Below are 24,147 nucleotides of genomic sequence, written 5' to 3'. Positions count from 1 at the left end.
GCTGCCGAGGATGTGATGGTCCCCGTCGCGCAGCCGCGGGACCCGCTGCCCTGGACGCCGCAGGTTCTGCGAGCACCCGCGCTGACGGACACCTTCCAGCAGCAGCCGCCGCAGACCCGCCTGACCAAGAGGTGGGAATCGGTCCAGCGGGTCCTTGAGGTCCTCGACCTGGTCGGCGGTGCCGGACGGTCGGTCAGTGCCGAGTACCTGCGCAACAAGACCAGCCTGCCGCGCACCGTGATCGAACGCCTTCTGGCCTGGCTCTGCGGTCGAGGCCTCCTCACCACCCGGTCCCACTCTCCACATCCTCGCCCAGGAAGCCGCCACCGGTCCCGACAGCGGCCCGCTGCCGTCGAACGTGCCCACGACCGGGCAGGGCCATCAGCAAGGTCCTCGCCGGCCTGCGCGATGCCGCGGGCGTCGCCGTCTACGTCGGTACCTACAGCGAGGGCGAGATCCGCGTCGACCAGTTCGCCGATTCACCCACCACACCCGCGGTCAATGGATGGGTCGACTTCCGGGCCTCCGGGCATGCCACCGCGCTCGGCATGAGCTTGCTGCAGCAGCTCGACTTCGACCTGCGGATGGACCACCTCTCACGCCGCCGCCCCGTACGGCTGACTCCACGCACTATCACCAACCACAACGACCTTTTCCGGACCCTGGACGGACACGGTCCGAACGCCGCCCAGTACGACCTGCTCGAATACTCCGAGGCCGAGGTCTGCGTCGCCATCCCCCTCGGAGTCGGCGGCGAGGCCGGCTGCGTCGCACTGTCCTTGCCCGTCTCCCAGCGTCACCGGCTGATCGAAGCAGCCCGCACCCTCAGCAGCCGCTCGGCGGTCCTGCTGATCTCCCTGCTGCTGTCCGCGAACGCTCCCCGTTTCGAACTCGGACGTAAGAACGCCCCCCACCAGAGGGCCCCCGGCGTCCGCTCCGGCAAGGCGGTCCCTGTCGACGCCGTGCCGACCGGTGATGAGCCCTACCAGGACGCGGCAGACCCGGCACCCGCAGACACGGAAACAGCAGGGTAGAACCCAAGTCAGCAGGAGGTCCCCGTCTACGAGGACAGCACCGACATATGGCGCGAGTTTGAAGCCTTGTTCGCCCGCGACCACGACGAACCCGAACCGATCCTTCCCGACACACCGAAGCCCTGAACAGACAACACGTACACCGCCCGGCCATGCGCTGACGCTGCCACCGGGGCGAGATGGCGAACCGCCGCTCGCCCCGGCGGCGTTCGCTGCCCGGTCACGGTGGGAGCCGCCCGCTGCCCCCGCCGCAGCCGGAGCCGCACCCGGCAGCCAGACCAGCCCCACTCAAGGGCGCAGGCCCTGTTCCGCTCGGCGCGATGCCGCCGCATCGCCCAGGGGAGTAGGGCCTGTCCGTGTGCGTCTACGGGGCGGGGGTGTAGGTGACGGTGTTGCCGCCGCAGCCGGCCGCGATGTCGTACAGGCGGTCCTGCTCGTTCTGGTCGACGGCGAGCTGCCAGCGGAGCTTGGTCGCGGTCCACTCCGAGGCGTACCGGCACAGCGCCTCGGACGCGGGCGGCAGCCACTCGAACGGGTCCTGGTCGGCCTTCTGCCGGTTCGACCGGGCGGTGACCGCGACGAGGCTGCTCGTCTGCTGCTGGTCGTTCGCGTACGCCTCACGCCGCGCCGGGGTCCAGGCGGAGGCGCCCGAGTCCCAGGCCTCGGCCAGGGGCACCATGTGGTCGATGTCCAGCGCGCCCGCGGAGGTGACGGTCTGCTCGTCGTAGTACGACCACCAGCTGCCCCCGGTCAGCGTGCACCGCGGGCCGACCACCGGCGGCTCGACCGCCTCGGCGATCAGGACCTCGCGGCGGGTGTCGCAGCCGTCGGTGCGGTTCTCGCCGGCGTTCCAGTGCCTGAACGCGTCGCGGTCGTAGCCGTCCCGGGACTCGTCCGCGATCCGCAGTGCGGAGACCGCGACCCCGATCGGCAGCACCTCCGGAGCAGCGGCCGCGGCCTGGGCGGTGGTGGGCAGGGACAGGGGCAGCACGGTCAGGGCCAGGGCAGCGGCCGCGCGCATCAGGGTGGTCATCACGGAGCCGGTTGTAGCCGCCGGTCCGTGGCCAGCGGACTGTCCTTCCGGGCGGGTCACCCGTATGCGCAGGCTGATTCACCGGCGAAACGACACTCCTCACGCCTGCGGTCCTGCACCGGCGCGCGTTCGGTGGGGCTGGTCGGGTGGGTCGGTCAGAACGGTGTGGGCGGCCGGATTCACCGCAGAAACGCGCCTGCGCCCTCCGCCTCGTCAGGGTCGAGGTAGCCGCCCTCTCCGGCACCCCTGCTGATGTCCGCGTGGACGAGGACCTGCACTTCGTCCTCGCCCGGGGTACGCCGTATCCGGCACGGCCCGCTCGACAGGAACAGGGTGGAGATCCGGTTTGCCGCTTCGAGCGCGGCCTTCTCGTGGCCCCCGATCTCGATCGGGATCAGTCTCTCGTCGCTCATGAACGGGGAACAGTTGAGTCGGTCGACTGGTTGCGTGCGCGGGCTGGCACCCACCCCATCGAGTGCGCTTGCTCTCGCCGCGGGTACGGGGAGCCTGGTGGTCGTCAGCCGTGAGGTGAAGTCCGAGCTCTGGGGGCAGGACTGCGAGCGCGGGCGGGTAGGGGAAATGTGGCCGCGGGATCGACAACGCGCCCGGTATGCGCCCTGCCGTATCCGTCCTTCCGGTCCTACCGTTGGGGTTTCCCTACGACGAGGAGGTTGCTGTGGCAGGGATCGTGGAGGGCAAGCACCGGTCGCCGGTCGGTGACGACGGGCACCAGCCGAATCGGCCGGTTCCGCCGCCACCCCCACCGCCGCCGCCCGCCGAACCCGGCAAGCGAAAGTAGGCCCGTGGTCCACAGCCCGCACCAAAATGCCTCCGCCGTCGACGCGCTCGTCGGCGGGCTGCTCGCCGTGGTGGCGGAGCAGCTCGGCCGGCCGCTGCCCGCCCGCTTGGAGCAGGCGTTCCGCCGGGTGCACCGGCACAGGTTCCTGCCCGGCCGGATCTGGCTGCGGGACGGGTCCGGCGGCTACGAGTGTGTCGACCGTGCCGTCGACCCGGACCGCTGGATGACCGCGGCCTACTCGGACGAGCCGCTCGTCACGCAGTTCACCGACGGGCTGCCGTCCTCGTCGGCGTCGATGGCCTCGATGGTGGCGCGCATGCTGCTCCTGGCCGGGCTTGGTGAGCGTCCCCCGGGCCGGGAGATCACCGGCCCCCGGGTCCTGGAGCTGGGCGCCGGTACCGGGTTCAACGCGGGTCTGCTGTGTGCGCTGCTTGGCGACCGGCAGGTGACCACCGTCGAGGTCGATCCCGTGCTCGCCGCCGGGGCGGAGGCGAACCTGAGGGCGGCCGGGTACGGGCCGAGGGTGGTAGCCGGGGACGCCGCCGACGGCTGGCCGCCGGCCGGTCTGTACGACGTGGTCCTCGCCACGTTCTCCGTCGACCACGTGCCGCCCGCCTGGCTCACCCAGGCCCGGCCCGGCGGCCGGATCGTGACCCCGTGGACATCACAGTGGTGCCGGTACGGCACCCTCGCGCTGACGGCCAGCCAGCAGGGCCGTGCCGAGGGGCGGTTCCACTCCTTCGCCTCGTTCATGCAGATGGCCCGCCCGCACACCGCCGGGGGCGGCCCGGCCGCGCCCGCGAACGAAGCGAGCCCACCGGAGCGCTCGTGCACGACGGTGTCGCCGTGGGCGGTTGCGGGCGGTGACCTCGACGCCGAGTTCCACATCGGCCTCGCCGTACCCGGCGCGTCCTTCGCCTGGGACACCAGCGGCGAACACGCCCACACCCGCATCGAGATCGCCGACACCACGACGGGCTCCCGGGCAACGGTCGACTACGACGGACGGACCTCGGCCGCCTTCACCGTCGCGCAGGCGGGGTCCCGACGACTGTGGGACGAGATCACCTCGGCATACCAGCGGTGGGAGCAGCTGGGCCGGCCAGGCATCGACCGGTACGGCCTGAGCGCCGCAGGTCGTACCGCAACGGTGTGGGTTGATTCCCCGGCGGTCACGGTGGCTGCCCGCTGACCTGGCGGAGCCCCGACGGAACGCGTCAGCTGGAACCGAACCTGGGCACCACGTACGAGCCAACGCGGGGGCGGGCGCCGGGGGTGCGGCACGTCGGCTCTCGGGGCGGACGAGGGCGGTTCGCGCCGCGGAGGCAGATGACGGGTGACGGGTACGCGCCGGAAAAGGCAAGTTTCGATATTCGATTGATCGTTAGTGCGTTGCGGGGTGGTCGCGCGGTGTTAATGGCCGCTTTCCTCTGGCAGGCGGCGGGTGACGGCGTGGTCGACGACCTGCTGTAACCGGAGTGGTCTTGTCCATATGCTGGGGGATCCCGGTGGGTAGGCGTCAACGGCGGCTCGTGCCGGCGGCAGGGGCCTTGAGCCGCACCCTGCCCATGCCAGCCACCGGAATCCGGGCCTGGCGCCACGCCCGAGCCGTTGGTCACCGCGATCGGGGCCCTCGCGCCGGTGGGTGCCGAGTGCACGAAGCCGGCGGCAGTCATCGAGTGGGTGCCGTGCCCCCGCTCGATGACGCGAACTGAGTCTCGCTGTCTTCTGATTGAATGATCATTTCAGCATCATTTTGAGCAAAGAGGCAGGGAATCGCAGTGGGACGACAGTTCAGGTCGGGGTTGGCCGTCGCGGGGGCGCTGCTGCTCGTGAGTGCGTGTGGAGGGGGCGAAGGCCCTGGCAAGGACGGCTCGCTCGGCAACACTCCTGCGCAGGGTTCCAAAGGGGCTGGGGACGTCAAGAAGGCGCCCCTCGCGCAGAAGGATGCCGTCTCGGTGATGTTCTGCACGGACATGCCCGATGCCGAGGGCCGGACCTTGTACGGGGTGACGGTCCGCTCCTACGCCGTCAAGAACGGGGCGCTGCTGGCCGAGCGCAGTTCCGTGCTGCCGAGCCGGTTCACGCCCACGTCCGGCTGCAAGGGCGACGGACCGGGTCTGGCAGCGCACTACGCGTTCAGCAAGGACCTCACGATGGTGGCGGGCCTCTCCCAGTCCTCCCGGGCCGCTGCCGTCGACACGTCGACGGGCCTGGAGATCGCGCCTCCCGATCCGGACGCCTTCGGCAAGGACCTGGAGTCGAAGGCCGCTGTCTTCCACCCGGTGACCGGTCAGCTCTGGTACAACTCCGACCCCGACCACTACGGAGTGAAGCTGCCCCGGTACTTCCGGAACCCCAAGGACGGTACGGCGTCCCAGCAGATGGTGCCGTACGCGCAGCTCGCGAGCCAGATGGCCAAGGACAAGGAGACCGCCGCCACGGTCCTGGGGTCCGACAGGGACGACTCGCCCATCTCGCCCTCGGGGGTCGTGGCCCAGAGCAGCAACACCGAAGGGCTCGGCTTGTTCCGGGTGGATACGGGCGGTGAGGGACTTCTGAAGGAGGTCAAGTCGCCCGCTCTGCGCGTGCCCGGTTCGCGCGCGGGGGACACCGTAACGGGGCAGTTCTGCGATCCGGCCTTCTGGCGTGACGACACCACCCTGGTCTGCCGGCACGACAGCATCGAGCAGCTCACCTTCAGCGCGGACTATCAGCAGGTCACCAAGAAGGAGAACCTGCTTCCCGAGAGCGACCGGGTCGCCGGGGTCCCCATCCCCTCCTCGGACGGCAAGAGCTTCGTGTTCCTCTCCAAGACCGACGGCAACCAGCGGGTGCTCTACCGGTCGGACTTCGCCACCCCGGGGGCCCAGCCGGTGAAGATCGCCGAGTTGGAGCAGCCTCTCGACGGCGCCGCCGACCACCGGGTGTCGCTGATCCGCTGGAGCTGACAAGTCAGCGCCCTGCAGTTGCCGATGCCGGGCCAGGCGGCGGCGCGGTGCCGTTGAGGCTGCGGTGACAGTGTGGGGCCGGAGTGCTCGGACATGGCGCAGAGCCCACGCGTGGCCAGGCAAGCCGTCCTGCCGCAGCGCCGGCGCTGCGGGGCGGTCCGGCGCAGGAGGGCTTCGAAGGCCGGCCGGCCGGTCGCGGTGTCCCAGACGAGATCGCCGTCGAGAAGCAGGCCCTCGGGCACCTGCTCGGCGGGCCGGGGTAGGCGCAGCGGGAGAGGGACGCCGATGGCGTCCGTCAGCCGGTCCGCGGCCCCTGTTCGGACAGCAGCTACGAGTACCGCGTGAGGACCACCCGCGACTTCAGCTGCCGGCCCGGCCCCGACAACCCGATGACCCGGGAGGTGGTCCTCCCGGGCCGTGCGCCCGACGTGCCTCGGGTGACCGGTGGCCGCCGTCCGTCCTTCGCCTCCCGGGCTGTGAGGCTGTGTGGTTGTTTTCCCAGCTGGGGCCGCGTGCTGTGAGCTGTTGCGGGACTGCGGTACAGGGGGAGACCCGGCTGGTCCGACGCCGAGCGCGTCCGTACGGGCATGGTCACGCCGACCGGCGGCTGCCCCCGGCGCCGGCGCGGGCGGGCGGGCCGGCCCCTGGGGCCGTGGCGAGGAGAAGGAGGGACCGGAGGGACCGACCGTTCCTGTTGTGGAGGCCGCGGGCCGGGTCCTCGTGCCCGCGGCCTGCACCGCCAGGCACCGGAGCCCTGGCCGCGGCCGCGGGCACCGGCGTTGCGCTGGAGGACCTGTTGTATGCCCGCGGTGTGGGATCCCGACGGGGGTGTTGCGTGTTGCGCACATTGGGCCGTGGCGGTAGAGGTGTTCCAGGAGCCGGACGGCGTCGTTTCCGGTGGCGAGGATCCTCGTCTTGGGCTTGGTGGGGTTCTTGCCCAGGCGGACCGGTCGGCCGTAGCGGCGCTCCCAGTCCTCATCGACCAGCCCCTCCAGCAGGTGAGGGTAGGTGCCAGCGACTTCTTCCAGGGCGGCCCGGACCGCCTCGGTGATCAGATCCAGGCGTGTCAGGTCACGCACTGCGGCCAGGACGTGGGTCGAGTCGGTGCGCTGCGTGGTGCGCTCACGCACCAGTCCGGCTTCCTTGAGGCGGGCCAGCGCGAGGTCGAGGAGGGGGTCGGCACGGTCGCCTTCGGCGAGACGATCGCGGAAAAATCGGCCAGCACGCTGTGGTGGAACCCAGGGTCACGTCGCACACTGCCACCCACCGCCGCGAGACCCCGAACACCTCAACCGCCTGCCCGTACGTGCGCGCCGTCCCAGACTCCAGCGCGGCCACGACCCGCAGCCGCACCGCAGCCGGCCTCAGCCGACGCACATCCTCGACCGCGGTCACACCTCACCAGGGACCGGGCAACCCAACAGTCCCGGCTCGATACTTCAGCAGTCCGTGACGACCGATCTCCTTTTCACACTACACACCAGTATCGTGAAATGATATATGGAGACTGAATGGATGAATCCTGCCGCCACGGCTACTGTAAATTGGTTGTCTTGGTTTGGCGGCTGCTATAAATGAAATCTCCAGGCGGGAGCAATCCGCCTGCAGCGCATGACGAAAGGAAATTGAATGTCTGCCGTTAACTTTGAGGAGATCAACAACCTCGCGGGCGAACTGCTGCCCGAGCGGGCCGTGCTCTCCGCCTTTGGCGGTGGCGGCTACGGTGGCGGCGACGGCGGCGCAACCGTCGTGTCGACCTGCACGACCCAGAGCACCTCTCCGGCGCTCGTCCTGGGCCTGCCGCTCGGCACGCAGCAGGTCACCCAGATCTGCACCCCGTCGACGGTGACCCACTGAGGTAACCCCTTGGTGACAGACGTTCACCATCGGTCGGGGAAGGGCTGACGCTTTCGTCAGCGCTTCCCCGACCTTCGTATGGAGCCCAGCGACGTGTGCTTCTGCCGAACCTTTCACCCCATCGTTCCGAGGGCGCGACCACCGCTGTTGTCACGGGTCTCCGTCCTGGATCAACAGGAGGCCAGTCACGAGTTGCGAGCACGGCTGAGGTGAGGGCTCCACTCCCGATTCCAAAGGAGTGTGACCACGTGAGCCTGCCACGCTGCCCGCTCGGCGGGAAGGTGAGGTTCCCAAGCGAGGATGTAGCTCGCAATTGGCTGGCGAAACAGCCATTGCTCGAAAATACGCCCCCAGCCGATCGCATCTATCTATGCCCCCACTGCCGATATTGGCACATCACGAAATCGCACCGTTGGACGAGTCAGGCCATTCTGGAGCGACGCAATTATGGGCGGCGAGCAGTCAATCCCATGCGAAAGCAAAAAAGGTCCGGCTGAGTATGCGCCAGCCGTTCTCCACTCGCCCGGGCACGTCTGGGAGACGACCCTGAGGCTGGGCATCGCCAGGAGAGTTTCGCCGGACAACGGCCACCGACGCCTCCCTTCACAGGCGATCGTCTCCCACAAGACCATGCTCCGGACAACGGTCGGCGAGCTGGAGGAGGACGGGTGCGCCGGTTGTTCCGAAGCCGCCGCCCCAGGGTGGCCCCGCCGTCCGTGTGGTGACCGCGCTGGGGAAGTCGTTGCCGTCGAAACCGTCGTCCCACAGCGCCACCATGTCCGGCGTCACGAGGTGCAAGCAGGTGCCGGGCATAGCCGGTCTCGCCTTTGGCTGTGAGGCCGAACGCCGCTCCGAGCACGGCCCGGGTCCCGCTCTCAGAGGGCAGAACGACAGGGCAAGTTGTCTTGGCCGACTGCACGTACCAACGGGACCCCGTTGCCTCCCTCTTCCCCTGTTGAAGATCCGCCGCCCGCCCTTTGCAGGAACGCCGATAACGTCGTGGACCTGGACGGGGTTGTGGTCGTCGCGCCCTCGGACAAGCAGGACGCGACCCCGACTTGGAAGAAGAGCTACGGCCACCACCCGCTCATGGGGTTCGTCGACCACGGCCCGGGAGGAACCGGAGAACCCGTCGCCGCTTTCCTCCGCCCCGGCAACACGGGCTCGAACACGGCCGCAGACCACATCACCGCCGCCCGCCTCGCCCTCGCTCAACTGAGGACGTACCGGCGGGGACGGCAGACGCTGATCCGCTGCGACTCCGGCGGAGGCACCCATGAGTTCGTGGTCTGGCTCTCCCAGCGCGGACGCTGGCTGTCCTACTCGGTTGGCCGGCCGTCGAGTCGAACGGCGAGGTTCGTGACGGCGCATGGGTCGCCCAACTCACCGGCGATGTCTTGGAGGGATGGCCGGATGGGATGCGGTTGATCGCCCGCCAGGAACGGCCCCATCCCGGCACCCAGTTGAGGATCACGGACGCGGACGGCATGCGGATCACCTGCTTCGCCACCAACACCCCCGGCCGGCCGATCGCCGAACTCGAGCTCCGTCACCGGCTGCGACCCTCGCGGAGGACCGCATCCGGGCCGCGCGTTCGACCGGCCTGCGGAACCTTCCCCTGCACGACACCGCGCAGAACAGGGTCTGGCTGGAGATCATCCAGATCGCCCTCGACCTGCTGGCCTGGATGCCCATGCTCGCCATGACCGGCCGGACCCGGCTCTGGGAACCGCGCCGCCTGCGGGTCCGCCTGTTCTCCGCAGCCGGCCAGCTCGTCACCACCGGCCGACGCCGCATCCTTCCGCCTCGCCCACCACTGGCCCTGGACCCGTGAGATCACCACTGCCCTCGAACGGCTCGCACTCCTGCCGAACCCCGGCTGACCAGCAACTCACCGGCCCCTACAAGAAGAGCACCCAGTCCGGAGCAGTGGAACCCGCTCACCCGAGACGACACCCGGGCCCTCGGCCTGCCCTCCCTTGGCCACCGATAACGAAATAGGCCGCCGATCTCGGCGGCGGCCCACCACGAAAGATCGAGGCTAGCGACAAATGATTCATCTGATGAATAGCCTATTCGGCCCATACTCCAAGAATGGATGATGCGAATAGTCGCAGAGCTGAATAAGTGAATTCAGCCGCAGAATTGATTGCGGCGCTTTGCTGCTGGTACAACTACCAATGACCAAGCGAGGCAGTCAGCTGCAGCGCATGATGAAAGGAAACAAAAATGTCTGCCGTTAACTTTGAGGAGCTCAACAAGCTCGCTGGCGAGCTCCTGCCCGAGCGGGCCGTGCTCTCCGCCTTCGGCGGAGGTTACGACGGCGGTTACGACGGCGACAACGGCGGCGGCCACGACGGCGACAAGGGCGGCGGCCACGACGGCGACAAGGGCGGCGGTTACGGCGGCGGCCACGGCGGCGCCACTGTCGTGTCGACCTGTGCGACCCAGAGCACCTCCCCGGCGCTCGTCCTGGGCCTGCCGCTCGGCACGCAGCAGATCACGCAGATCTGCACCCCGTCGACGGTAACCCACTGAGGTAACCCCTTGGTGACAGAAGATCACCATGGGTCGGGGAAGGGCTGACGATCTCGTCGGCGCTTCCCCGACTTTCGTGCGGGGCTTGGTGAGGCGCGTTTCCGATACGCCGTGAACGGGCTTTGCGGCCCGGCCCGCTCAAGGATATGCCGTTCCCCCGGTTCGGCCGGACCTTGTGTGTAACCAGGAGAACCCACGCTCGTTCGTCCGGATGAAGGCTCTGTGCCCTCGCACCGGCCGCATCACTCCTCTCACCTCCTGGAGAGCGCCATCAGCCCGCGAGCGTTGTCAGTTGCGACAGAAGATTCCCCTCCCTCCGCCCTGGCGGTCCCCACTTTGACCGAAGGGTCGGAACTGGTCGGCGAGTTCGAAGGCTCCGGGTACCGCGTGCAGCCCCACCTGGTGCGCCGCTTCGACGGGCAGGTAGTACGCCTGCCCGAATTGCTGTACCTGCTGGCCAAACTCGTCCACATCCAGCAGCAGTCGGCCTCGGGTCCGCGGAACGCTCAGCAGTACCTCTCCCGCCTGGCGGAAGCGTTGAGCCACGAAACCAGCCGCGAATTCGGGCCGGACCATGTTGTCTTCCTCATCGACAACAAACTGGCGCCGTTGGGGGTCACCACCTACAGCGACGGCTCACCCCCGGAAATCCCGAAGGCCAACCCCTTTCTGTCGCTGCGGTTCCGGGTAGCCGTTTTCTCCGAGGCATCCTCCTGGAGCATCAGCGGCTTCTTCATGTGGCTGTACCAGCCCTTCGTGATGCTCCTGGCCGTCAGCGTTTTCGTATTCTTCGAGTTCCTGCTGTTCAGCGGCAATCGCATGTCCAGCGCCATGCAACAGGCTCTGGTAACCCCCACCAGCATCCTGCTGGTCGTCCTTCTGGCCCTGGTCTCCTCGGCTTTTCATGAGATCGGCCACGCCTCGGCGTGCCGCTATAGCGGGGCACGCCCCGGTGCCATGGGGTGCGGCATCTACTTGGTGTGGCCCGCTTTCTACACCGACGTCACCGACTCGTACCGGCTGGGTCGCACAGGCCGTCTGCGGGTCGACCTCGGGGGCGTCTACTTCAACGCGTTGTTCGTCATCGGTCTCGCCCTGACGTACCTCGAGACCGGATGGCACGTCCTGCTGGTGGCGATTTTGGCCATCAACCTGGAAATCGTGCAGCAGCTCATCCCGTCACTCCGTTTCGACGGGTACTACATCATTTCCGACCTGGTCGGCATCCCCGACCTGTTCAAGTACATCAAGCCGATCTTGAAACGGGCTCTCCTGCGGCAGCCAGCCGACGAACTGCTTCAGGCTCTCAAGCGCTGGCCCCAGATGGTGGTCACCGCCTGGGTGCTGGTGGTCATCCCCGCCCTGGCAGTCCAGCTGAGCATCCTGGTCGTCCGGCTCCCCGAACTCGTCGAGACGGGATGGAGCACGGCCGAGACGTTGGTCGGAAGCGCCACCGCATCGGGCAATCCAGTGGTTGGAATCCTTTCCGCCGCCGTCCAGATCCTGTTGCTGCTTCTCCCGTTGGCCGGAGCCGTCCTTATCCTTGTACAACTGGCTCGGGCGTTTGTCCGCTTCCTCCACCGGCGTCTGGTCGCCGTCGCCGAGCACAAGCAGGGCCGCCGCACGCCCTACCGCAGGTGGGGCGGCTCAGCGCTGCTCATTTTCTCGCTCGCCGGTCTGGGAACCGACTCCAGCACACCGGCGGGCGCATGTCGCAAGTGCGCCGCCGCCTCGCGCCACAGCCGGATCCGGTTCGCCGTCTGCGACCCGCTCTGTCCCGCCGCCGGTGTCAGGCCGGCCTTCCACCGGCGCACCTGCTTCCCGGCCTACGACAGGGTCGGTCAAACGAACGGTGGAACCGGGGATGTTGAGGTTACTGGCGGGCTGAGAGGCGGCCGTCGAAGGTGATGTCGAAGGCGTTCAGGGCGGTCTTCCAGGCAGCGTACGCGTCGCGTACGTGGCGCGGGGTCCGGCCGGTGTAGCGGGTGGTCGTGAACGCGTCCGCCACCTGGGCGCGGGGCAGGCGGCACACGGCGCAGTGCCTCGACCGCTTCGGCGTTCTGCTGCACCGGCTGGCGGGCCTCCTGCTTCCACTGCGCCCATTCCGCCTTGGTGGTCCGGGCCGGCCTGGGCACCTGGGTCCTCGCCCCGCGTGAATGAGGTTCCCCCGCTGTGCGGGAGGTGCTGACTAGCTGGTCAGGGCGGGTTGACTTGGTTTCAGGTTCACTTGTTCAGCCGCTGCCTGGTTGGCGTAGTGCTTCTCCTCGAACTCGATCGGGCTGAGGTAGCCGAGTCGTTTCTGGATGCGGCGGGGGTTGTAGAAGCCGTCGACGTACTGGAAGAGCGCGAGGTTCGCCTCGGCACGTGTGGCGAAGACACGGCCGCGGATGCACTCGGTCTTGATCAGCATCCAGAGATTCTCCGCGAGGGCGTTGTCGAACGAGTCGCCGACCGATCCCATGGACGCCTGGACCCCGGCTCTGGCCAGGCGTGTTGTGAGTTTCACGGATGTGTATTGACAGCCGTGGTCGGCGTGGTGGATGAGCTCGCCGGGGGTGACTTCGCGGCTGGCCAGGGCGTACTCAAGCGTGGTCAGGACCAGGTCGGCGTCTGCGTGGGCGGAGGTTTCCCAGGCCACGACCCTGCGGGAGAACGCGTCGCGGATCGCGGAGAGCCATAGTGGGCCCTCCTCGGTTGCGATCATGGTCAGGTCGGTGACCCACAGCCGGTTCGGCATGTTCGCGGTGAAGTCGCGTTGCACCAGGTCAGGAGCGAGCTCGGCGTCCGGGTCGCGGCGGGTGAATCCCTTGCCCCGGCGGGGGCTGATCCCGGCGAAACCGGCCTGGCGCATGAGCCGTTCGACGCGCTTGCGGCCGACGTGGACGTCCTCGCGCTTGAGGACGGCGTGTACGCGCGGTGAGCCGTAGATCCCGCCGGAGTCGGCGTGGACCTTGCGGATCTGGTCCGTCAGCTCGGCGTCCCGGCGGCGGCGCTCACACGGCTCGGTCTCGGCTTGGCGCCAGCGGTAGTAGGTGGTGGAGGGGATGTTCAGTTCCCGGAGTACGGGCTCGACCCCCAGATGCGGGTGCTCGTCGAGGAGCGCCGTCACCTGGGCCGGGTCGGGTCGAGCTGGGCCGCGAAAAAAGCCGAGGCCGTCCGCAGGACCTCATTCGCACGCTTGAGCTGGACATTCTCTCTCCACAGAGCGGCCAGTTCCTCACGCTCGGCGGTGGTGAGCATGTCGCCTCGTTCGCCAGCGTCGGCCTCAGCCTGGCGAATCCAGTTCCGCAAGGCCTCGTGATGCACGCCGAGCTCCTCGGCCATGCGGCGGATCACGGGCTTCGGCTCGGCGGTCCGGTACATCCGTACCGCACGCTCACGCAACTCCAGCGGATACTTCCAAGACCACGGAGTTATGGCTTGTCCGCCGCTGTCAACAGGGGCGAGGTATTTGGGAGAAGTGCCGCTCACGGCAACGGAACTCCTGATAGAGCGAGGAAGCCGACCAAGGTCTTCCCGCCTGAAGGAGCCCCGTTGCCCGTTCAGTGTTCCACCGTCACGCTCACTTCATCCATCACCGTCGCCAACGGGGTCTTCGCTCCGGGGCATCTGGGTGAGCTGACCCGGCACCTGCCCTTTGAACTGGTCGATGACGTGCTGGAACGTACTGGCGGCACCCAGCGGAGGCTGAGGCTGCTGCCGTCGAGGGTCGGCGTCTACTTCGTGCTGGCACTGGTTCTCTTCCCGCAGTTGGGCTACCTGCGGGTATGGGACAAACTCACCTGCGGGCTGCGCGGGCTCCTTCCACCGCGTCCGTCGGAGAAGGCGCTGCGAGAAGTGCGCCGGCGGCTGGGCGCCGCGCCACTGCGGCTGCTCTTCGAGACACTGGCCGGGCCCGTGGCACAGCCGATCACACCAGGGGTGCGTTACAGGTGCTGGCGCACAGTCGCCTTCGACGGCTGCAGCTCCACCAAGGCTCCCGACCGGCCGCGAGTCTGTGCCTGGCTGGGCAAACACAGGCACCGTTACGGCACGGACGGATATCCGATGCTGAAGATCATGGTGCTGTGCGAGCAGGGACCCGGGCTCTCCTCGGTGCCGTCTTTGGACCGACGCCCGAGAAGGAAACCGGTTACGCTGAGCAGCTGCTACCACTGCTGGACAACAAGATGCTGCTCCTCAACGACCGGGGCTTCGACTCCGACGACTTCCTCGCGAAGGCCGCTGCCACCGGGGCCCAGCTGCTGGTACGCCTGAAGGGAACCCGGACACCCGCACGCTGGGCACTCCCGCCGGACGGGTCGTTCCTGACCAGGATCAACGGGACCCGGCTGAGGATCATCGATGCACACATCGCGGTGACGACAGCCAAAGGGCTGCGGCTGGAAAGCCACTACCGGCTGGCCACCACGCTGACCGATCACCGTCGCTACCCCGCCGCAGAGCTGGTGGAGCTCTACCACGAGCGATGGGAGATCGAGTCAGCGTTCTACTCGCTCCGGCACACCCTGCAGCACGGCCTGGTACTGCGATCCCAGGACGCGACCGGGATCCAGCAGGAACTCTGGGCCCACCTGACCGTCTACCAGGCACTACGCCGGACGATGGCCGAGGCCGTCGAGACACTCCCCGGCACCGACCCGGACCGCGCCTCCTTCACCGTCGCCCTCGAGACCGCCAAAGACCAGCTCATCGCCGCCGCCGACGTACTGCCCGAACCTACCGGACCGGGACGAATCACATCAGCGCTGCACGATCTGCTCCCACCCCGCCGAGCCCGCGTCAACCCGCGCCGCGTCAAATGCCCCATCTCCCGCTACGCCGCCCCGCCCCACCAGGCACAAGTCCTCGGTGCCTCCAGGATCACCAGCATCAGTGTCACCGTGCACCCCTGCGCCGGCCCCGGCCCCGACGGACGCCGTGACCGCACGCTGCAACTCCTGCGAACCGATCCCCGCCGTACCTGGCGCGCCTGTGAAATCGCCCGCGGTATCGGACTGGACGACGCCCAAGGACTACGCGCGGAACTGGGACGCTGGGTCCGCGAAGGAATCCTCCGCCGCACCGGCCGGGGTCTCTACACCCTCGAACCCGAGTGGACTACCCCAACCGCCTCAAGCCCACCGCCCCTGTTGACAGCAGCGGACAAGCCATAACTCCGTGGTCTTGGGATACTTCCTCGGTGCAGGCATCGTCTGGACTCCTCTCATGAGACCCATCTGACCCTCTATCACCATTCCCCGCATCCCGGGGGAACCTCAACGACATGGCAGGCACGGCGCCTGGCCGCCGACTTCGGCGAGGGGATTGACGCGAAGACTGCGTGGGTGATGGCCCGCCTCGCCCGCCATCCCGATGAGCACGGCTACGCCATGGCCCACCTGGACGACGAACGCCGCGCCGGCGACTGAAGGGCAGAGCGGCGTTCAGGCGCCGGCCTGCGGCTCGCTCAGCTCCGGCCGCCCATGCTCTGCGGCCGAGGCCGTGCCGGTGTCGTGTGCGGCGCGGTCGCGCTCGTTCAACCAGAGGGCGTTCCCGAGGTAGTACATGGCGACCATGCTGGCGCCGATGAACGCGCCCCAGCCCAGCGCCAAGACGACGAGGTTGGAGCCGGTGCGCTGACCGCTGTAGGCCACGCCCTGCCCGGTCGTGAACAGCCACGGGAGCCACGCCGTCCGGCCGAAGCCCGGGTCCGCGTACCAGCGGCCGTTCCTGCGCCACGCGAGCAGCGGGAACGCCGCGAAGCCGACGCTGGCCAGGCAGTACATGAAGGCGAAGAAGTCATTGGCGATGAAGTCGTGGCCGTTGGTGATCCCGAGGTAGGCGACCCCGGGCAGGAAGAGCGCGGCCGCCAGACCGAAGCCGAGCACCTCTCCGCGCCGTCGAACCGGGCCTGCCGTCACGTTCCACCCATTCCTGCGGTTGCCGTTGTCCCCGGCACCGTACCGGGCAGGAGCACGGCACCTGGCCGATTGGCCGCCAGTCCGGCCTTGGCAACCTCGGCCATTGCCCGTGGCGAACCGGGCACGCCCAGGCAACGACGGGCGGTCCGGACGGTAAGCACCTCCTCGCCGCGGCCTGACGTCATGGCCGCGGCGAGGAGGTCCGCTTCGACTTCGCCCAGCCCTGTGGGGCGCCGATCGGGCCCGTCACGGCATCTGGTTCCGTACTGAGGGCACGGTGAGTAACTGGTTGGGCACAATAAACGCTGTCCGAGGAAGTCAACGGAGCCATCGGGGCATGCCGGAGCCGTTACAGCAGTCCTCCAAGCGGCAGGACCCGCTCGGTGAGCTGTCCGCGCAGCCTGCCCTGGGTGGTGTCGGCTTCGGTGAGCCAGTCGGCGGTGACCAGCAGCGCGGCATGCCCGGCGACGTCCTCAGGCTGCAGGGCGCAGAACGCGGCGACCTTGTCCAGGCGGAGTCCATTATCGTCGGCGGGTCCGAGCCGGCCGTCGGGGCGGGTGTGGGCGGCGGTGTAGAGGGCGAGGAGGCGTGTGGTGGCGTCCAGCTTCTTCTTGCGGATCTTTCGGTCCCCGATAGCTTTCTGTGCCCATCCGGAGATTTTGGAGCGGGTGGACTTGCCGAAGGAGAACGGGCGGGGATGTTCGGGCAGCAGTGGGGGACGGTGAACGCGGTGGGATCTTCGGGCCGGGAGGCCAGAGCTTCGGCGATGCTGCCGGGCAGGCGAAGCCAGTCGGCGGCGATCAGCCGTTGCAGTACCTGCTCGGCGTCGTCGGAGAGCCAGCTGGTGAGGTCCTGTCCGGTGATGTTTCCGGTGCCAGCCCGCGCGGCCCGCAGGGTGAGGAGGAGTACCGCCAGGCGCACCTCGGCCTCGGGATGCGGGGTGTGGGCCTGGACGTAGTCCAGCGCGGTACGGGCGTGCGCGGCTTGGCCGCGGGTCAGCAGTCGTTCCACCACCGGCTCGTCCGCGCCGCCCACCGTGTCGCCGGCCGGGTGTCCGGCACGGTGGGCGTGCATTTCACGGGTGGTCTGCGCGGCACTTTCAGCGCGCTTCGCCTCGTGGCGCAGGGCTCCGTCGCCGGTGACGTCCGCCCACAGGGCGAACGCGCGTGCCTTGCGCTCGTGGAGCTGGGCGAGGAGGGTGAGGGCGGGTTCAGCGCTCTGCTGGCAGGCGCGGAATGCGTCGCCGAGCTCGATGAGTTCCAGGCGCAGCACGTCGGGCTGGAGGTAGCACGGCACGGTCCGCTGCGCGATCTTCGCCCACTGCCTGGCCCGTGGCGGCGCCACGGCCGGTGAGGTGGCGCGAGCGCGGGGCACCGGGGCTGGCCCGGCGGCCGGAGGAGGGGCGTCGGGCAGGAGGGAGACGGGGGAGGAGCCGTGGTGGGAGAACACGGCCGCCGCACCGCCCGTGGTCGTGCCGCCGATGGGCTGCTGTTCTGTCCCCGGCTGCTTCGCCTCTTCCTGGCCTGCTCCGGCCTCGTCCGGGGCGGGGCGGGGCGGGCCGGGGACACGGCTGTGTCCAGGACGCGGCAGTCTGGGATGGCGGCCGCGCAGCGCGCGCACATTTCCGTGATGCGCCACAGCCGCCCGGCACGGTCCGCGTACACCGCCAGGACCACCGGGCCTCCGCACCGGCCCGGCCCGTCACCGATCGTGTCTCGGTGCGTCTACCGGGGGACAGGGTGCCGGGATCGAGGGTGTGCCACGCGCAGTCAGCTGCTCGGCAGCCGCACCACGCCCCGGGACGCGGCCCGCCACCGGTACGGATGTCGGCCAGGTGCGCGTTGACGTGTCCGACCGCGGCCTTGCGGCCCGCAGCGGCACTGGGCAAGCGCTGATCGGCACAGACCCGGCGGGAGCAGGAGAGCCGGACCGTGCTGGCGGAAGGACGACCGTAGGGGTCCAGGCGCACCGTCCACACCCGCCCCGTGACGCGATCCTCCTGCGCACCAACCTCCACCGCCATGTGCCTGCTCCCAGCGTTGCTTGATCCGTTGTTGCCCCGGGCGGTTCCCATCATCGGGGGTATCGGCCGCTCAGCCCCGAAGGAACGCCAGGTTCGCCCCGGCGCGTCCGGTAGCGCAGCGCCTGGACGTCTCCCAACGCACCGGCATCTCGCGGGCCCTGAGCACAGCGCACCGGTTACCGCCCCGCACCCGGCCCTGCGACAATCGACGTGCCGTACGCGGCCCTGTCCCCATTTGAACGGAGCCCTGGCGTCCGAAGACCCGATTTACGAGAACCCGGACGCGCAGCTGGCCCGACGGGTGGCGGCCCTGGAGCGCCTCGCGGAGACCCAGGACGTCCTGGACCGCACCGAAGCGCTCGCCGTACGCCAGCGCCAGCAGGTCGAGCAGTCCCGCACCCAGCTCCTGGAGAAGATCTCGCATACCTAGGACGAGCACGGCGCCGTACTGGCCCAGCACGGCGAGATGCTCACCGAGATCCTCACCATCCTCCGCGGCACGAACGGGCCCGTTCGCTGACGGGTCTCCCGCTGTGGAGCCGGCCTGCCCCGGGTTTCCCGTAGCGCCTCTGATGCGTCGGGCGGCCGACCCTGCCATCACCGCAAGGCGCGGCGTTGTCGCTGAGATCGCAGCCTGCGCCTGCCCCTCCGATACCCAGGCCGCCGAGCTTCCGGCCCCGCTGTAAGACGAGATCGGCGAACACCTCGCCCACGGCCTGGCCGCCCGCCGCTACGCCCTCGCCGGAGACCGCCGCGCCCTGCACGACACCGTCCTCTGACCGGATTACAAGAGGAGGCCGATCATGCGTGCGCCGCGTGGACACGGGCGAAGTCGATGTAGCCGCCTCGGTCGTCGGGACCACAGATGCCGCTACTGATGAGCCGGTGGAAGGCTTCGGTAAGTTCTGCGGGGTTGGCGGCCTCCTCGCCGAGCAGGGGAAGCAGCTCCGGCTGTTCGCGTTCAAGGTAGGCGAAGGCAAGGCTGACGAGAATGTCGGCGCACTCGCCGGTCACCTCGCCTTGGACTACACCGTGCATGTTGGCGACGAGGTCGAACCGCATCGGCCTGCCGTCCACGTGCAGGCGTGCGGTCGCCGGGTACGCACGCCCGTCGACGAGGTCCACGCGGTCCCGGTAGACAGGCTGGCGGCCGACTGCCTGCTGGGGCAGGCAGGAGTGACTTTCGCCGGCCACCGCAGGCCAGGCGCCACGATGGGACGCGGCGTGCGGTTGACTCTGCGGTGCCTGCGGCCCTTCTTCTGCTTGCCCATGCGTGCCTGCCTCTCGTGTTCCGACTGTTTCTGGCGCTGGCACAACGACCGGTTCGCTCATTCAGACATCCGCCTGTCGGTGGGGCCGGCAGACCTGGCCATCGCGGCCGCGGTGGAGCGCCGGAGCCGGATCCTTCGTGAGGCGAGCCGTCGTGCGTTCCCTGAGCCGGAGGCGGTCCGTGACGGCCAGCTGGCGCCGATCGACGCGGCCCGTGCCCAGCGCCATGACGGGCGCGACAGGTCAGACAGCCGCCGTCAGGCCGGCGGCTGCACCGCTGTGCTGCGCGGTGTCCCACGCGGCCAGGGCGTCGCGTACCGCGGTGGCGGCGTTGGGATCGGTGTGGTTGTGGCTGGCGTACCAGCGAAGGTACGGCTCGGCTCCCTGGAGCAGGCCGGAGCGGGGGTGCTCCTGGACCATGCCGCGGTGGGTGCCGGGGGAGGAGAGGTGGTTCCAGCCTCGCAGCAGACCTCCCCCGTCCGTTCTCGGCTCTCTGCTCGGTATCAGCCTCACCAGCGCCCTGAACTGGACCGAGCGCGCCGGCCGCGACGGGAACGCCTCCCTCGCAAGTCGGAGGTGACGGTCCTGAGGGGATGCCCTGGCGCCCAGGGGGTGGGCACCTGCTCGGAGGGGGAGGTGCAGGCAGGTGCCCACTGGTGCGGCGGCCAGGGGCCGCTCATGGCCCGGCCGCCTGTTTCCACCGTAGAACCGCGAGCGGATCACCTCCAGCCCACCCCGGTGCAATCCAGGGCCGCCCGCCTGGCGGTCTCCTGGTGGCCGGCGAGCTTCGAGGTCTTACGCAAAGCTATGGCCAGGATTCTGCGAGAAGCGGCGCAGCTTCTGCGGGGGCGCGCGGCCGAGGTCACGCAGTTCCCGGACGGGCGTTGCCGGACATCGTGAGGTGCCCTTCTCGGCTTTTGCTGGTTTCTGCCGGTTCGTCCGTCCAGCGTCACGTGTTCTGCCGCGTTCGGCCTGTGCGGAGGCGGGGTCCGGTTATGCCGGTCTTTGGCCTGTGGGGCGTTGTGGGGGTGTGGGGCGGGTGCGGTGGCGTGGCTTGGTCTGGAGTGGTGGGCGGGTGAGGGTGATCTGCCGGACGAGTTGCTGGAAGCAGGTGAGGGAGGCGAGAGCCGGGAGCGCGGCGGCTGCCACGTCGACCAGTGTGCGGGGTGCCTGTGCGACGCACAGGAGCATGGACACGGTGGAGAACAGCAGGACGACGGCCCAGGAGTGCACTACGCGTCGTCGGTGGAGGGCGGCCCGGAGGATCGAGAGGGATGCGACCAGCCAGGGGCCGTAGACCAGCAGGGGCCACCACCTGTCCGCGTTGCCGTAGATGGGGTACTGGGCGATGTGGCGCAGGGGGTCGTAGCTGACCATGCCGCTGAAGACGCACACCATGGACACGACGATCGCGGCGAGCGCGGCGAGGAAGAAGCTGGTGGTGCGCAGTGCGCTGATCGCCCGCTTGCGGGAACGGGGGCGGCGTCGGCCGCGGGGCGGTGTGGGGGACAGCGGGGGCAGGCCGGCGGTGATCTTGGTCAGGCCGCCGAGGGGGTTGTTGCCGGAGCCGTCGATGACCGGAATCTTGGCAGTGTCCGCGGGCGGTGCGGTGCCGTTCCGCTCGTTCTCGACGGCCTCGTGCAGCAGGTGGGCGAGTTCTTCTGCCGGGTCCCAGTCCACGTCCAGATGGTCAAGTGGGACCAGGGGCTGCTCCCGCATCTGGGAGTGGCCGGCTGCCGCTTGGCTTCCCGTGGCAGGGCGCGGGGCGGGCATTTCCGGACGCCGGTGACGGCCCCCCGCTTCATACATGGAGGGACTGCTGATGGGGCTCGTCGAGGGAGTGGGTGTCGCACCCTTCGGGGTTGCTTGCCGAGGCGGCGAAACGTTCCTGGATGTGTCCGAGCTCTGTGAGGAGGTCTTCGAGGAGCTGGGCGGAGTGCCGCAGGTCGACTCGTCGGTAGCTGTCGTGGAGGGTCGCGTTCACCTCGTTGGCGGGGGCCGGTGTGTAGACCCACTTCCCCAGGAGAACCGCGCCTGCCGCACTGCCCGTTGTGGTGACCAAGACGTCTCCTGAGGTGAACCGTGGACTTGCTTTCGTCATATCCATCCAACGGGCCCGCATTACGGAAGATGCGCGGCAAACGAGTGGCCCCTATGTCGCATATTGCGGCTTTCGGGCTAATGGTTTATCGGTTCTGCAGGCACCTGAGGTGGGCGCGAACGCCGCCAGGCTCCCGGCGAGCACCTTGTTGCAGCCATGGCCGGTTTGCATACGGGTGGCATCACCCTCCGATGACCCACGCTCCCCGCCTCCCTGCCGCATGGCGCCCACCGGGCGGTGCGGGGGGCGGCCCCCGTCGCGCTCGGCACCGCGTCGGCAGAACTCCTGGACTCCGAAACTTTCCGGACGCGATGGTGACGCTCCAGCGGGACCTCGACAGCGTGTGGCAGGAAACCGAGCTGCAGCTGTGGAAGACGCCGACGCACGCCCAAGGTGACCCTGGGTAAACCTGCGCTGTTGGAAGGGGCTGGGAGGCTGGGAGGCTGGGACGCATGGACGGGGAGGCGGAGTTGCTGCGCGGCCGGGTCTACGGTCAGGATCACGACCATCCCCGGCCCGGCCCCAAGCCCGGCCGCACCTACGCCGACCGGTCGGCGGCCCGCTGGACGGCCTGCTGCTCGACGTCACCGGCTGGAGCGCGGACGAGATCCCGGCGTTGTGCTGATGACCGAGATCGGGCAGTTCGGGCCCCGGCGGCCGGGCCCTGCACGTGGGACCGCGACCCCCAGCGTCACACGGAACCCAATTGAGGCTCGTCGAAGGCGGCAGCGGCCTTGCGCCAGCAGGCGTTGCAGTGCCGGGACGCGAGGGGCATCGAGACCGACACCGACGTCACCTGCCCGCCCGCGATCCGAAGGATCCCGGAGAACCCGGCAGTAGCGCCGGGACTCCGCCATGCCCTGACAGTGAAATCACTCCGCTCGCCCAACAGTTGATGATCACGGACGCTGCATCATCGCAACCGAAACAGTGAGACTGACAGCCCGTCGGCCGACTGGGCGCCGGGAACTGCAGGCGCGGGGTTCCCGGTCCCTGCCCGGACGGCCTTGGGCGGGGGTGTTAAAGTCAAATTTTGCCCATAAGGTCTGTTTTGAGCTATTGGATCATTGTGCGACGTATGGGGTGGTGTGTTCGTGTGTAGGTTGCGGGTGTCGGTCGTGGAGCATCTGCGGTCGCGCACTTCGAGAGGCTTCCTCATGCGCTTCATGCGCACCACTGCTCTTTCCCGGACTCTCCTGGTCTCCGTGATCGCTGTGGCCGGTCTCACCGCCGCCCCTGCCCTGGCTTCCGCGTCGGCCCGTGCCGAGACGGGCAGCGTCCGGGCTGTGGGCGGGTTCAGCCTCCTGGGTCTTCCGGGGGGTAATGGGGCTAACGGTGTGGGCACCGGTGGTGGGATCGGTGGCCTGGGCGGTACTGGTGGCGCGGCCGGTGCCAACGGGAACGGCGGCACCGGGGGTGACGGCGGCAACGCGAGCGGCAGCGCCAGCGTCGGTGGCGCGGGCGGTGCCGGCGGCGCCGGGGGTGCCAACGGCAACGGCGGTATCGGCGGTTCCGGGGGCGGAGCCGCCCTGGGCGGTACCGGGGGCAAGGGCGGTGTGGGCGGTGTCGGCAACGCGGGTGCCGGTATCGCCGGTGGCAAGGGCGGCGACGGGGGAGCGTCCACGGTCGGTGGCGGTCACAAGGGCGGTGCCGGCGGTGCGGGTGGCGCGGCCAGCCCGGTGTGTCCCGGCAAGCCCGGCGGCAACGGCACTGCCGCCACGTTCACTGCGGACGGCACCACCGGTGCCACCGGCGCCGCCGGAAACTCCACCGTTCCCTGCTGAACCGACCCTCGCGGGCATTGCTCCCGTAGGACGACACGCATCCCTCGGTGCCGTCCCGCCCCTGCAGACGCTGTAAGGGCGGGGCGGTTCCGGGCTGAAGGAGGCCCGGCCCGGAGGCTTGCCCCGCCCGCACGGTATGCCTGACAAAGAGATGCCTGGGTGCCGCGAAGTTTCGTCTCCAAGGCCGGGAGGGCGGCACTCCCCGCAGGGGCCGGTGTCCTGCGCATCCACCGCCGAGCCGAGCATCTTGTAGGCGACGGTCCGGCCCGGCCCAGCGTCCCCTGACTAGGCAACCTGCCGGGGGAACTGCCCCACCGTTCAGAGAGGACTGCCCTGCTCGCAGACTTGGCCCCGCGCGGTGACCCTGGCCGCCTATGGCGAGCAGAGATGCCTGCCCACTGGAAACAGTCCGGAATTTTCGCCGACTGCCTGCTGGCACGCGGCACGGAAACCGGTTCGGGGAACGGATATCCCCCACTTGGTTCCGCACCGGCGTGATGCAGTGACCCGCACCGACCCGCGCTTCACCTGAGCCTGAGGAAACCCCGTCATGAACAGGAACCAGACCACAGCGCTCCTCGCCCTGCCCACGCTCTTCGCCGGCGCAGCACTCTTCCTCGGCTCTCCCGCCGCGGCCTCCGCCCTCGCCTGCACCGCCGGCACCGCGGGCGTCGCCGGCGCCAACGGGAACTCCTCCCATCCCAACGGCTTTCCCGGCACCGCGGGCGGTCCGGCGACCGGGAGCGGGGACTGTGCCGGCGGTGCGGGGGGTCCTGGCGGCAACGGTGTCCTGGGCGGGGTCGGTGGTGCGGGCGGCAGCGGCGGCACCGGCCTCGGCAGCGGCAGCGGCGGGGC

General features: G+C 69.2%; 20 protein-coding genes and 4 pseudogenes. 14 read left to right on the top strand and 10 right to left on the bottom strand.

Features of this window, described 5'->3' with window-relative positions:
* The first annotated feature begins 15 nt into the window (after window positions 1–15).
* Together ACFWTC_RS33045 and ACFWTC_RS33040 are read left to right on the top strand one after the other, a co-directional pair.
* Complete coding sequence (locus ACFWTC_RS33045; protein WP_384029710.1) at window positions 16–552, top strand: helix-turn-helix domain-containing protein; 537 nt, start codon at window positions 16–18, stop codon at window positions 550–552.
* Entirely contained in the window at window positions 456–1,034 is a 579-nt protein-coding gene (locus tag ACFWTC_RS33040) for an IclR family transcriptional regulator C-terminal domain-containing protein (protein WP_383929396.1), read from the top strand. Before ACFWTC_RS33045 ends, ACFWTC_RS33040 begins: the two co-directional genes overlap by 97 nt.
* 364 nt (window positions 1,035–1,398) lie before the next feature.
* Here ACFWTC_RS33040 and ACFWTC_RS33035 read toward each other — a convergent pair whose 3' ends face one another.
* Both ACFWTC_RS33035 and ACFWTC_RS33030 read right to left on the bottom strand, forming a co-directional pair.
* Complete coding sequence (locus ACFWTC_RS33035) at window positions 1,399–2,070, bottom strand: HNH endonuclease family protein (RefSeq protein WP_383929387.1); 672 nt, start codon at window positions 2,068–2,070, stop codon at window positions 1,399–1,401.
* A 176-nt stretch (window positions 2,071–2,246) separates the two neighbouring features.
* Entirely contained in the window at window positions 2,247–2,480 is a 234-nt protein-coding gene (locus ACFWTC_RS33030; RefSeq protein ID WP_384029711.1) for a hypothetical protein, read from the bottom strand.
* Window positions 2,481–2,870: 390 nt separating this feature from the next.
* Between ACFWTC_RS33030 and ACFWTC_RS33025 the strand changes: the two genes are divergently transcribed.
* From ACFWTC_RS33025 to ACFWTC_RS33000, 6 genes and pseudogenes are all read left to right on the top strand, one after another.
* Window positions 2,871–4,058 (top strand): methyltransferase domain-containing protein, encoded by a 1,188-nt coding sequence (locus tag ACFWTC_RS33025; RefSeq protein ID WP_384029713.1) that lies wholly within the window; start codon window positions 2,871–2,873, stop codon window positions 4,056–4,058.
* 589 nt (window positions 4,059–4,647) lie between these two features.
* Entirely contained in the window at window positions 4,648–5,817 is a 1,170-nt protein-coding gene (locus ACFWTC_RS33020) for a hypothetical protein (protein ID WP_384029715.1), read from the top strand.
* Window positions 5,818–7,446: 1,629 nt separating this feature from the next.
* Entirely contained in the window at window positions 7,447–7,674 is a 228-nt protein-coding gene (locus ACFWTC_RS33015) for a hypothetical protein (protein ID WP_383933467.1), read from the top strand.
* Between the two features lie 996 nt (window positions 7,675–8,670).
* Window positions 8,671–9,557, top strand: a pseudogene (locus ACFWTC_RS33010) (IS1380 family transposase); the annotation flags it as partial.
* A gap of 346 nt (window positions 9,558–9,903) precedes the next feature.
* Window positions 9,904–10,212, top strand: a complete 309-nt coding sequence (locus ACFWTC_RS33005; protein ID WP_384029717.1) for a hypothetical protein — start codon at window positions 9,904–9,906, stop codon at window positions 10,210–10,212.
* Between the two features lie 336 nt (window positions 10,213–10,548).
* Window positions 10,549–12,120, top strand: a complete 1,572-nt coding sequence (locus ACFWTC_RS33000; protein WP_383933459.1) for a hypothetical protein — start codon at window positions 10,549–10,551, stop codon at window positions 12,118–12,120.
* Here ACFWTC_RS33000 and ACFWTC_RS32995 read toward each other — a convergent pair.
* The 3 genes from ACFWTC_RS32995 to ACFWTC_RS32985 all read right to left on the bottom strand — a co-directional run bounded on the left by ACFWTC_RS32995 (window position 12,086) and on the right by ACFWTC_RS32985 (window position 13,683).
* On the bottom strand, window positions 12,086–12,244 hold the full coding sequence (locus ACFWTC_RS32995) for a hypothetical protein (protein ID WP_384029719.1): 159 nt from the start codon (window positions 12,242–12,244) through the stop codon (window positions 12,086–12,088). The two genes, ACFWTC_RS33000 and ACFWTC_RS32995, sit on opposite strands and share 35 nt — an antisense overlap.
* Window positions 12,245–12,400: 156 nt before the next feature.
* Window positions 12,401–13,321, bottom strand: coding sequence for an IS3 family transposase (locus tag ACFWTC_RS32990; protein ID WP_384029721.1), 921 nt, complete (start codon window positions 13,319–13,321; stop codon window positions 12,401–12,403).
* Entirely contained in the window at window positions 13,318–13,683 is a 366-nt protein-coding gene (locus tag ACFWTC_RS32985; RefSeq protein WP_384029723.1) for a transposase, read from the bottom strand. The genes ACFWTC_RS32990 and ACFWTC_RS32985 overlap by 4 nt, the downstream gene beginning before the upstream one ends.
* Window positions 13,684–13,746: 63 nt before the next feature.
* On the opposite strand from ACFWTC_RS32985, the pseudogene ACFWTC_RS32980 reads away from it, so the two are divergent.
* A pseudogene (locus ACFWTC_RS32980) lies at window positions 13,747–15,368 on the top strand (IS4 family transposase).
* Window positions 15,369–15,638: 270 nt separating this feature from the next.
* Here ACFWTC_RS32980 and ACFWTC_RS32975 read toward each other — a convergent pair.
* The gene (locus tag ACFWTC_RS32975; RefSeq protein ID WP_383931557.1) at window positions 15,639–16,115 is read right to left on the bottom strand and encodes a hypothetical protein; all 477 of its coding nucleotides are present in this window, start codon (window positions 16,113–16,115) and stop codon (window positions 15,639–15,641) included.
* Between the two features lie 711 nt (window positions 16,116–16,826).
* On the opposite strand from ACFWTC_RS32975, the gene ACFWTC_RS32970 reads away from it, so the two are divergent.
* Both ACFWTC_RS32970 and ACFWTC_RS32965 read left to right on the top strand, forming a co-directional pair.
* Window positions 16,827–17,468 (top strand): hypothetical protein, encoded by a 642-nt coding sequence (locus ACFWTC_RS32970; RefSeq protein ID WP_384029724.1) that lies wholly within the window; start codon window positions 16,827–16,829, stop codon window positions 17,466–17,468.
* A gap of 905 nt (window positions 17,469–18,373) precedes the next feature.
* The gene (locus tag ACFWTC_RS32965; RefSeq protein WP_384029726.1) at window positions 18,374–18,568 is read left to right on the top strand and encodes a hypothetical protein; all 195 of its coding nucleotides are present in this window, start codon (window positions 18,374–18,376) and stop codon (window positions 18,566–18,568) included.
* Between the two features lie 371 nt (window positions 18,569–18,939).
* Here ACFWTC_RS32965 and ACFWTC_RS32960 read toward each other — a convergent pair whose 3' ends face one another.
* The 4 genes from ACFWTC_RS32960 to ACFWTC_RS32945 all read right to left on the bottom strand — a co-directional run bounded on the left by ACFWTC_RS32960 (window position 18,940) and on the right by ACFWTC_RS32945 (window position 21,469).
* Entirely contained in the window at window positions 18,940–19,263 is a 324-nt protein-coding gene (locus tag ACFWTC_RS32960) for a hypothetical protein (protein WP_384029728.1), read from the bottom strand.
* Between the two features lie 387 nt (window positions 19,264–19,650).
* Window positions 19,651–19,827: a hypothetical protein gene (locus ACFWTC_RS32955; protein WP_384029729.1), complete on the bottom strand. Its 177-nt coding sequence runs from the start codon at window positions 19,825–19,827 to the stop codon at window positions 19,651–19,653.
* Between the two features lie 573 nt (window positions 19,828–20,400).
* Window positions 20,401–21,087 carry a DUF2637 domain-containing protein gene (locus ACFWTC_RS32950; protein WP_384029731.1) on the bottom strand — a complete coding sequence of 229 codons (687 nt, stop codon included), beginning with the start codon at window positions 21,085–21,087 and terminating at the stop codon, window positions 20,401–20,403.
* 121 nt (window positions 21,088–21,208) lie between these two features.
* Window positions 21,209–21,469, bottom strand: a complete 261-nt coding sequence (locus ACFWTC_RS32945) for a hypothetical protein (protein ID WP_383931541.1) — start codon at window positions 21,467–21,469, stop codon at window positions 21,209–21,211.
* 491 nt (window positions 21,470–21,960) lie between these two features.
* On the opposite strand from ACFWTC_RS32945, the pseudogene ACFWTC_RS32940 reads away from it, so the two are divergent.
* The 3 genes and pseudogenes from ACFWTC_RS32940 to ACFWTC_RS32930 form a co-directional block, all read left to right on the top strand.
* A pseudogene (locus tag ACFWTC_RS32940) lies at window positions 21,961–22,193 on the top strand (hypothetical protein); the annotation flags it as partial.
* Between the two features lie 652 nt (window positions 22,194–22,845).
* On the top strand, window positions 22,846–23,292 hold the full coding sequence (locus ACFWTC_RS32935) for a hypothetical protein (RefSeq protein ID WP_383931538.1): 447 nt from the start codon (window positions 22,846–22,848) through the stop codon (window positions 23,290–23,292).
* Between the two features lie 550 nt (window positions 23,293–23,842).
* Window positions 23,843–24,147: pseudogene (locus ACFWTC_RS32930) on the top strand (hypothetical protein); the annotation flags it as partial.

This window comes from Streptomyces sp. NPDC058619, from assembly GCF_042717785.1.
GTDB lineage: Bacteria > Actinomycetota > Actinomycetes > Streptomycetales > Streptomycetaceae > Streptomyces.
Note: the sequence above shows the minus strand (reverse complement) of the source record. Positions and strands in the feature narration are given on the sequence as shown.

What these genes read in the sequence shown, in the direction of transcription:
- ACFWTC_RS33045 (WP_384029710.1), top strand. Translation starts at nt 16, where the DNA reads ATGGTCCCCGTCGCGCAGCCGCGGGACCCGCTGCCCTGGACGCCGCAG.
- ACFWTC_RS33005 (WP_384029717.1), top strand. Translation starts at nt 9,904, where the DNA reads ATGTCTGCCGTTAACTTTGAGGAGCTCAACAAGCTCGCTGGCGAGCTC.
- ACFWTC_RS33015 (WP_383933467.1), top strand. Translation starts at nt 7,447, where the DNA reads ATGTCTGCCGTTAACTTTGAGGAGATCAACAACCTCGCGGGCGAACTG.
- ACFWTC_RS32955 (WP_384029729.1), bottom strand. Translation starts at nt 19,827, where the DNA reads ATGGTCCAGGAGCACCCCCGCTCCGGCCTGCTCCAGGGAGCCGAGCCG.
- ACFWTC_RS33030 (WP_384029711.1), bottom strand. Translation starts at nt 2,480, where the DNA reads ATGAGCGACGAGAGACTGATCCCGATCGAGATCGGGGGCCACGAGAAG.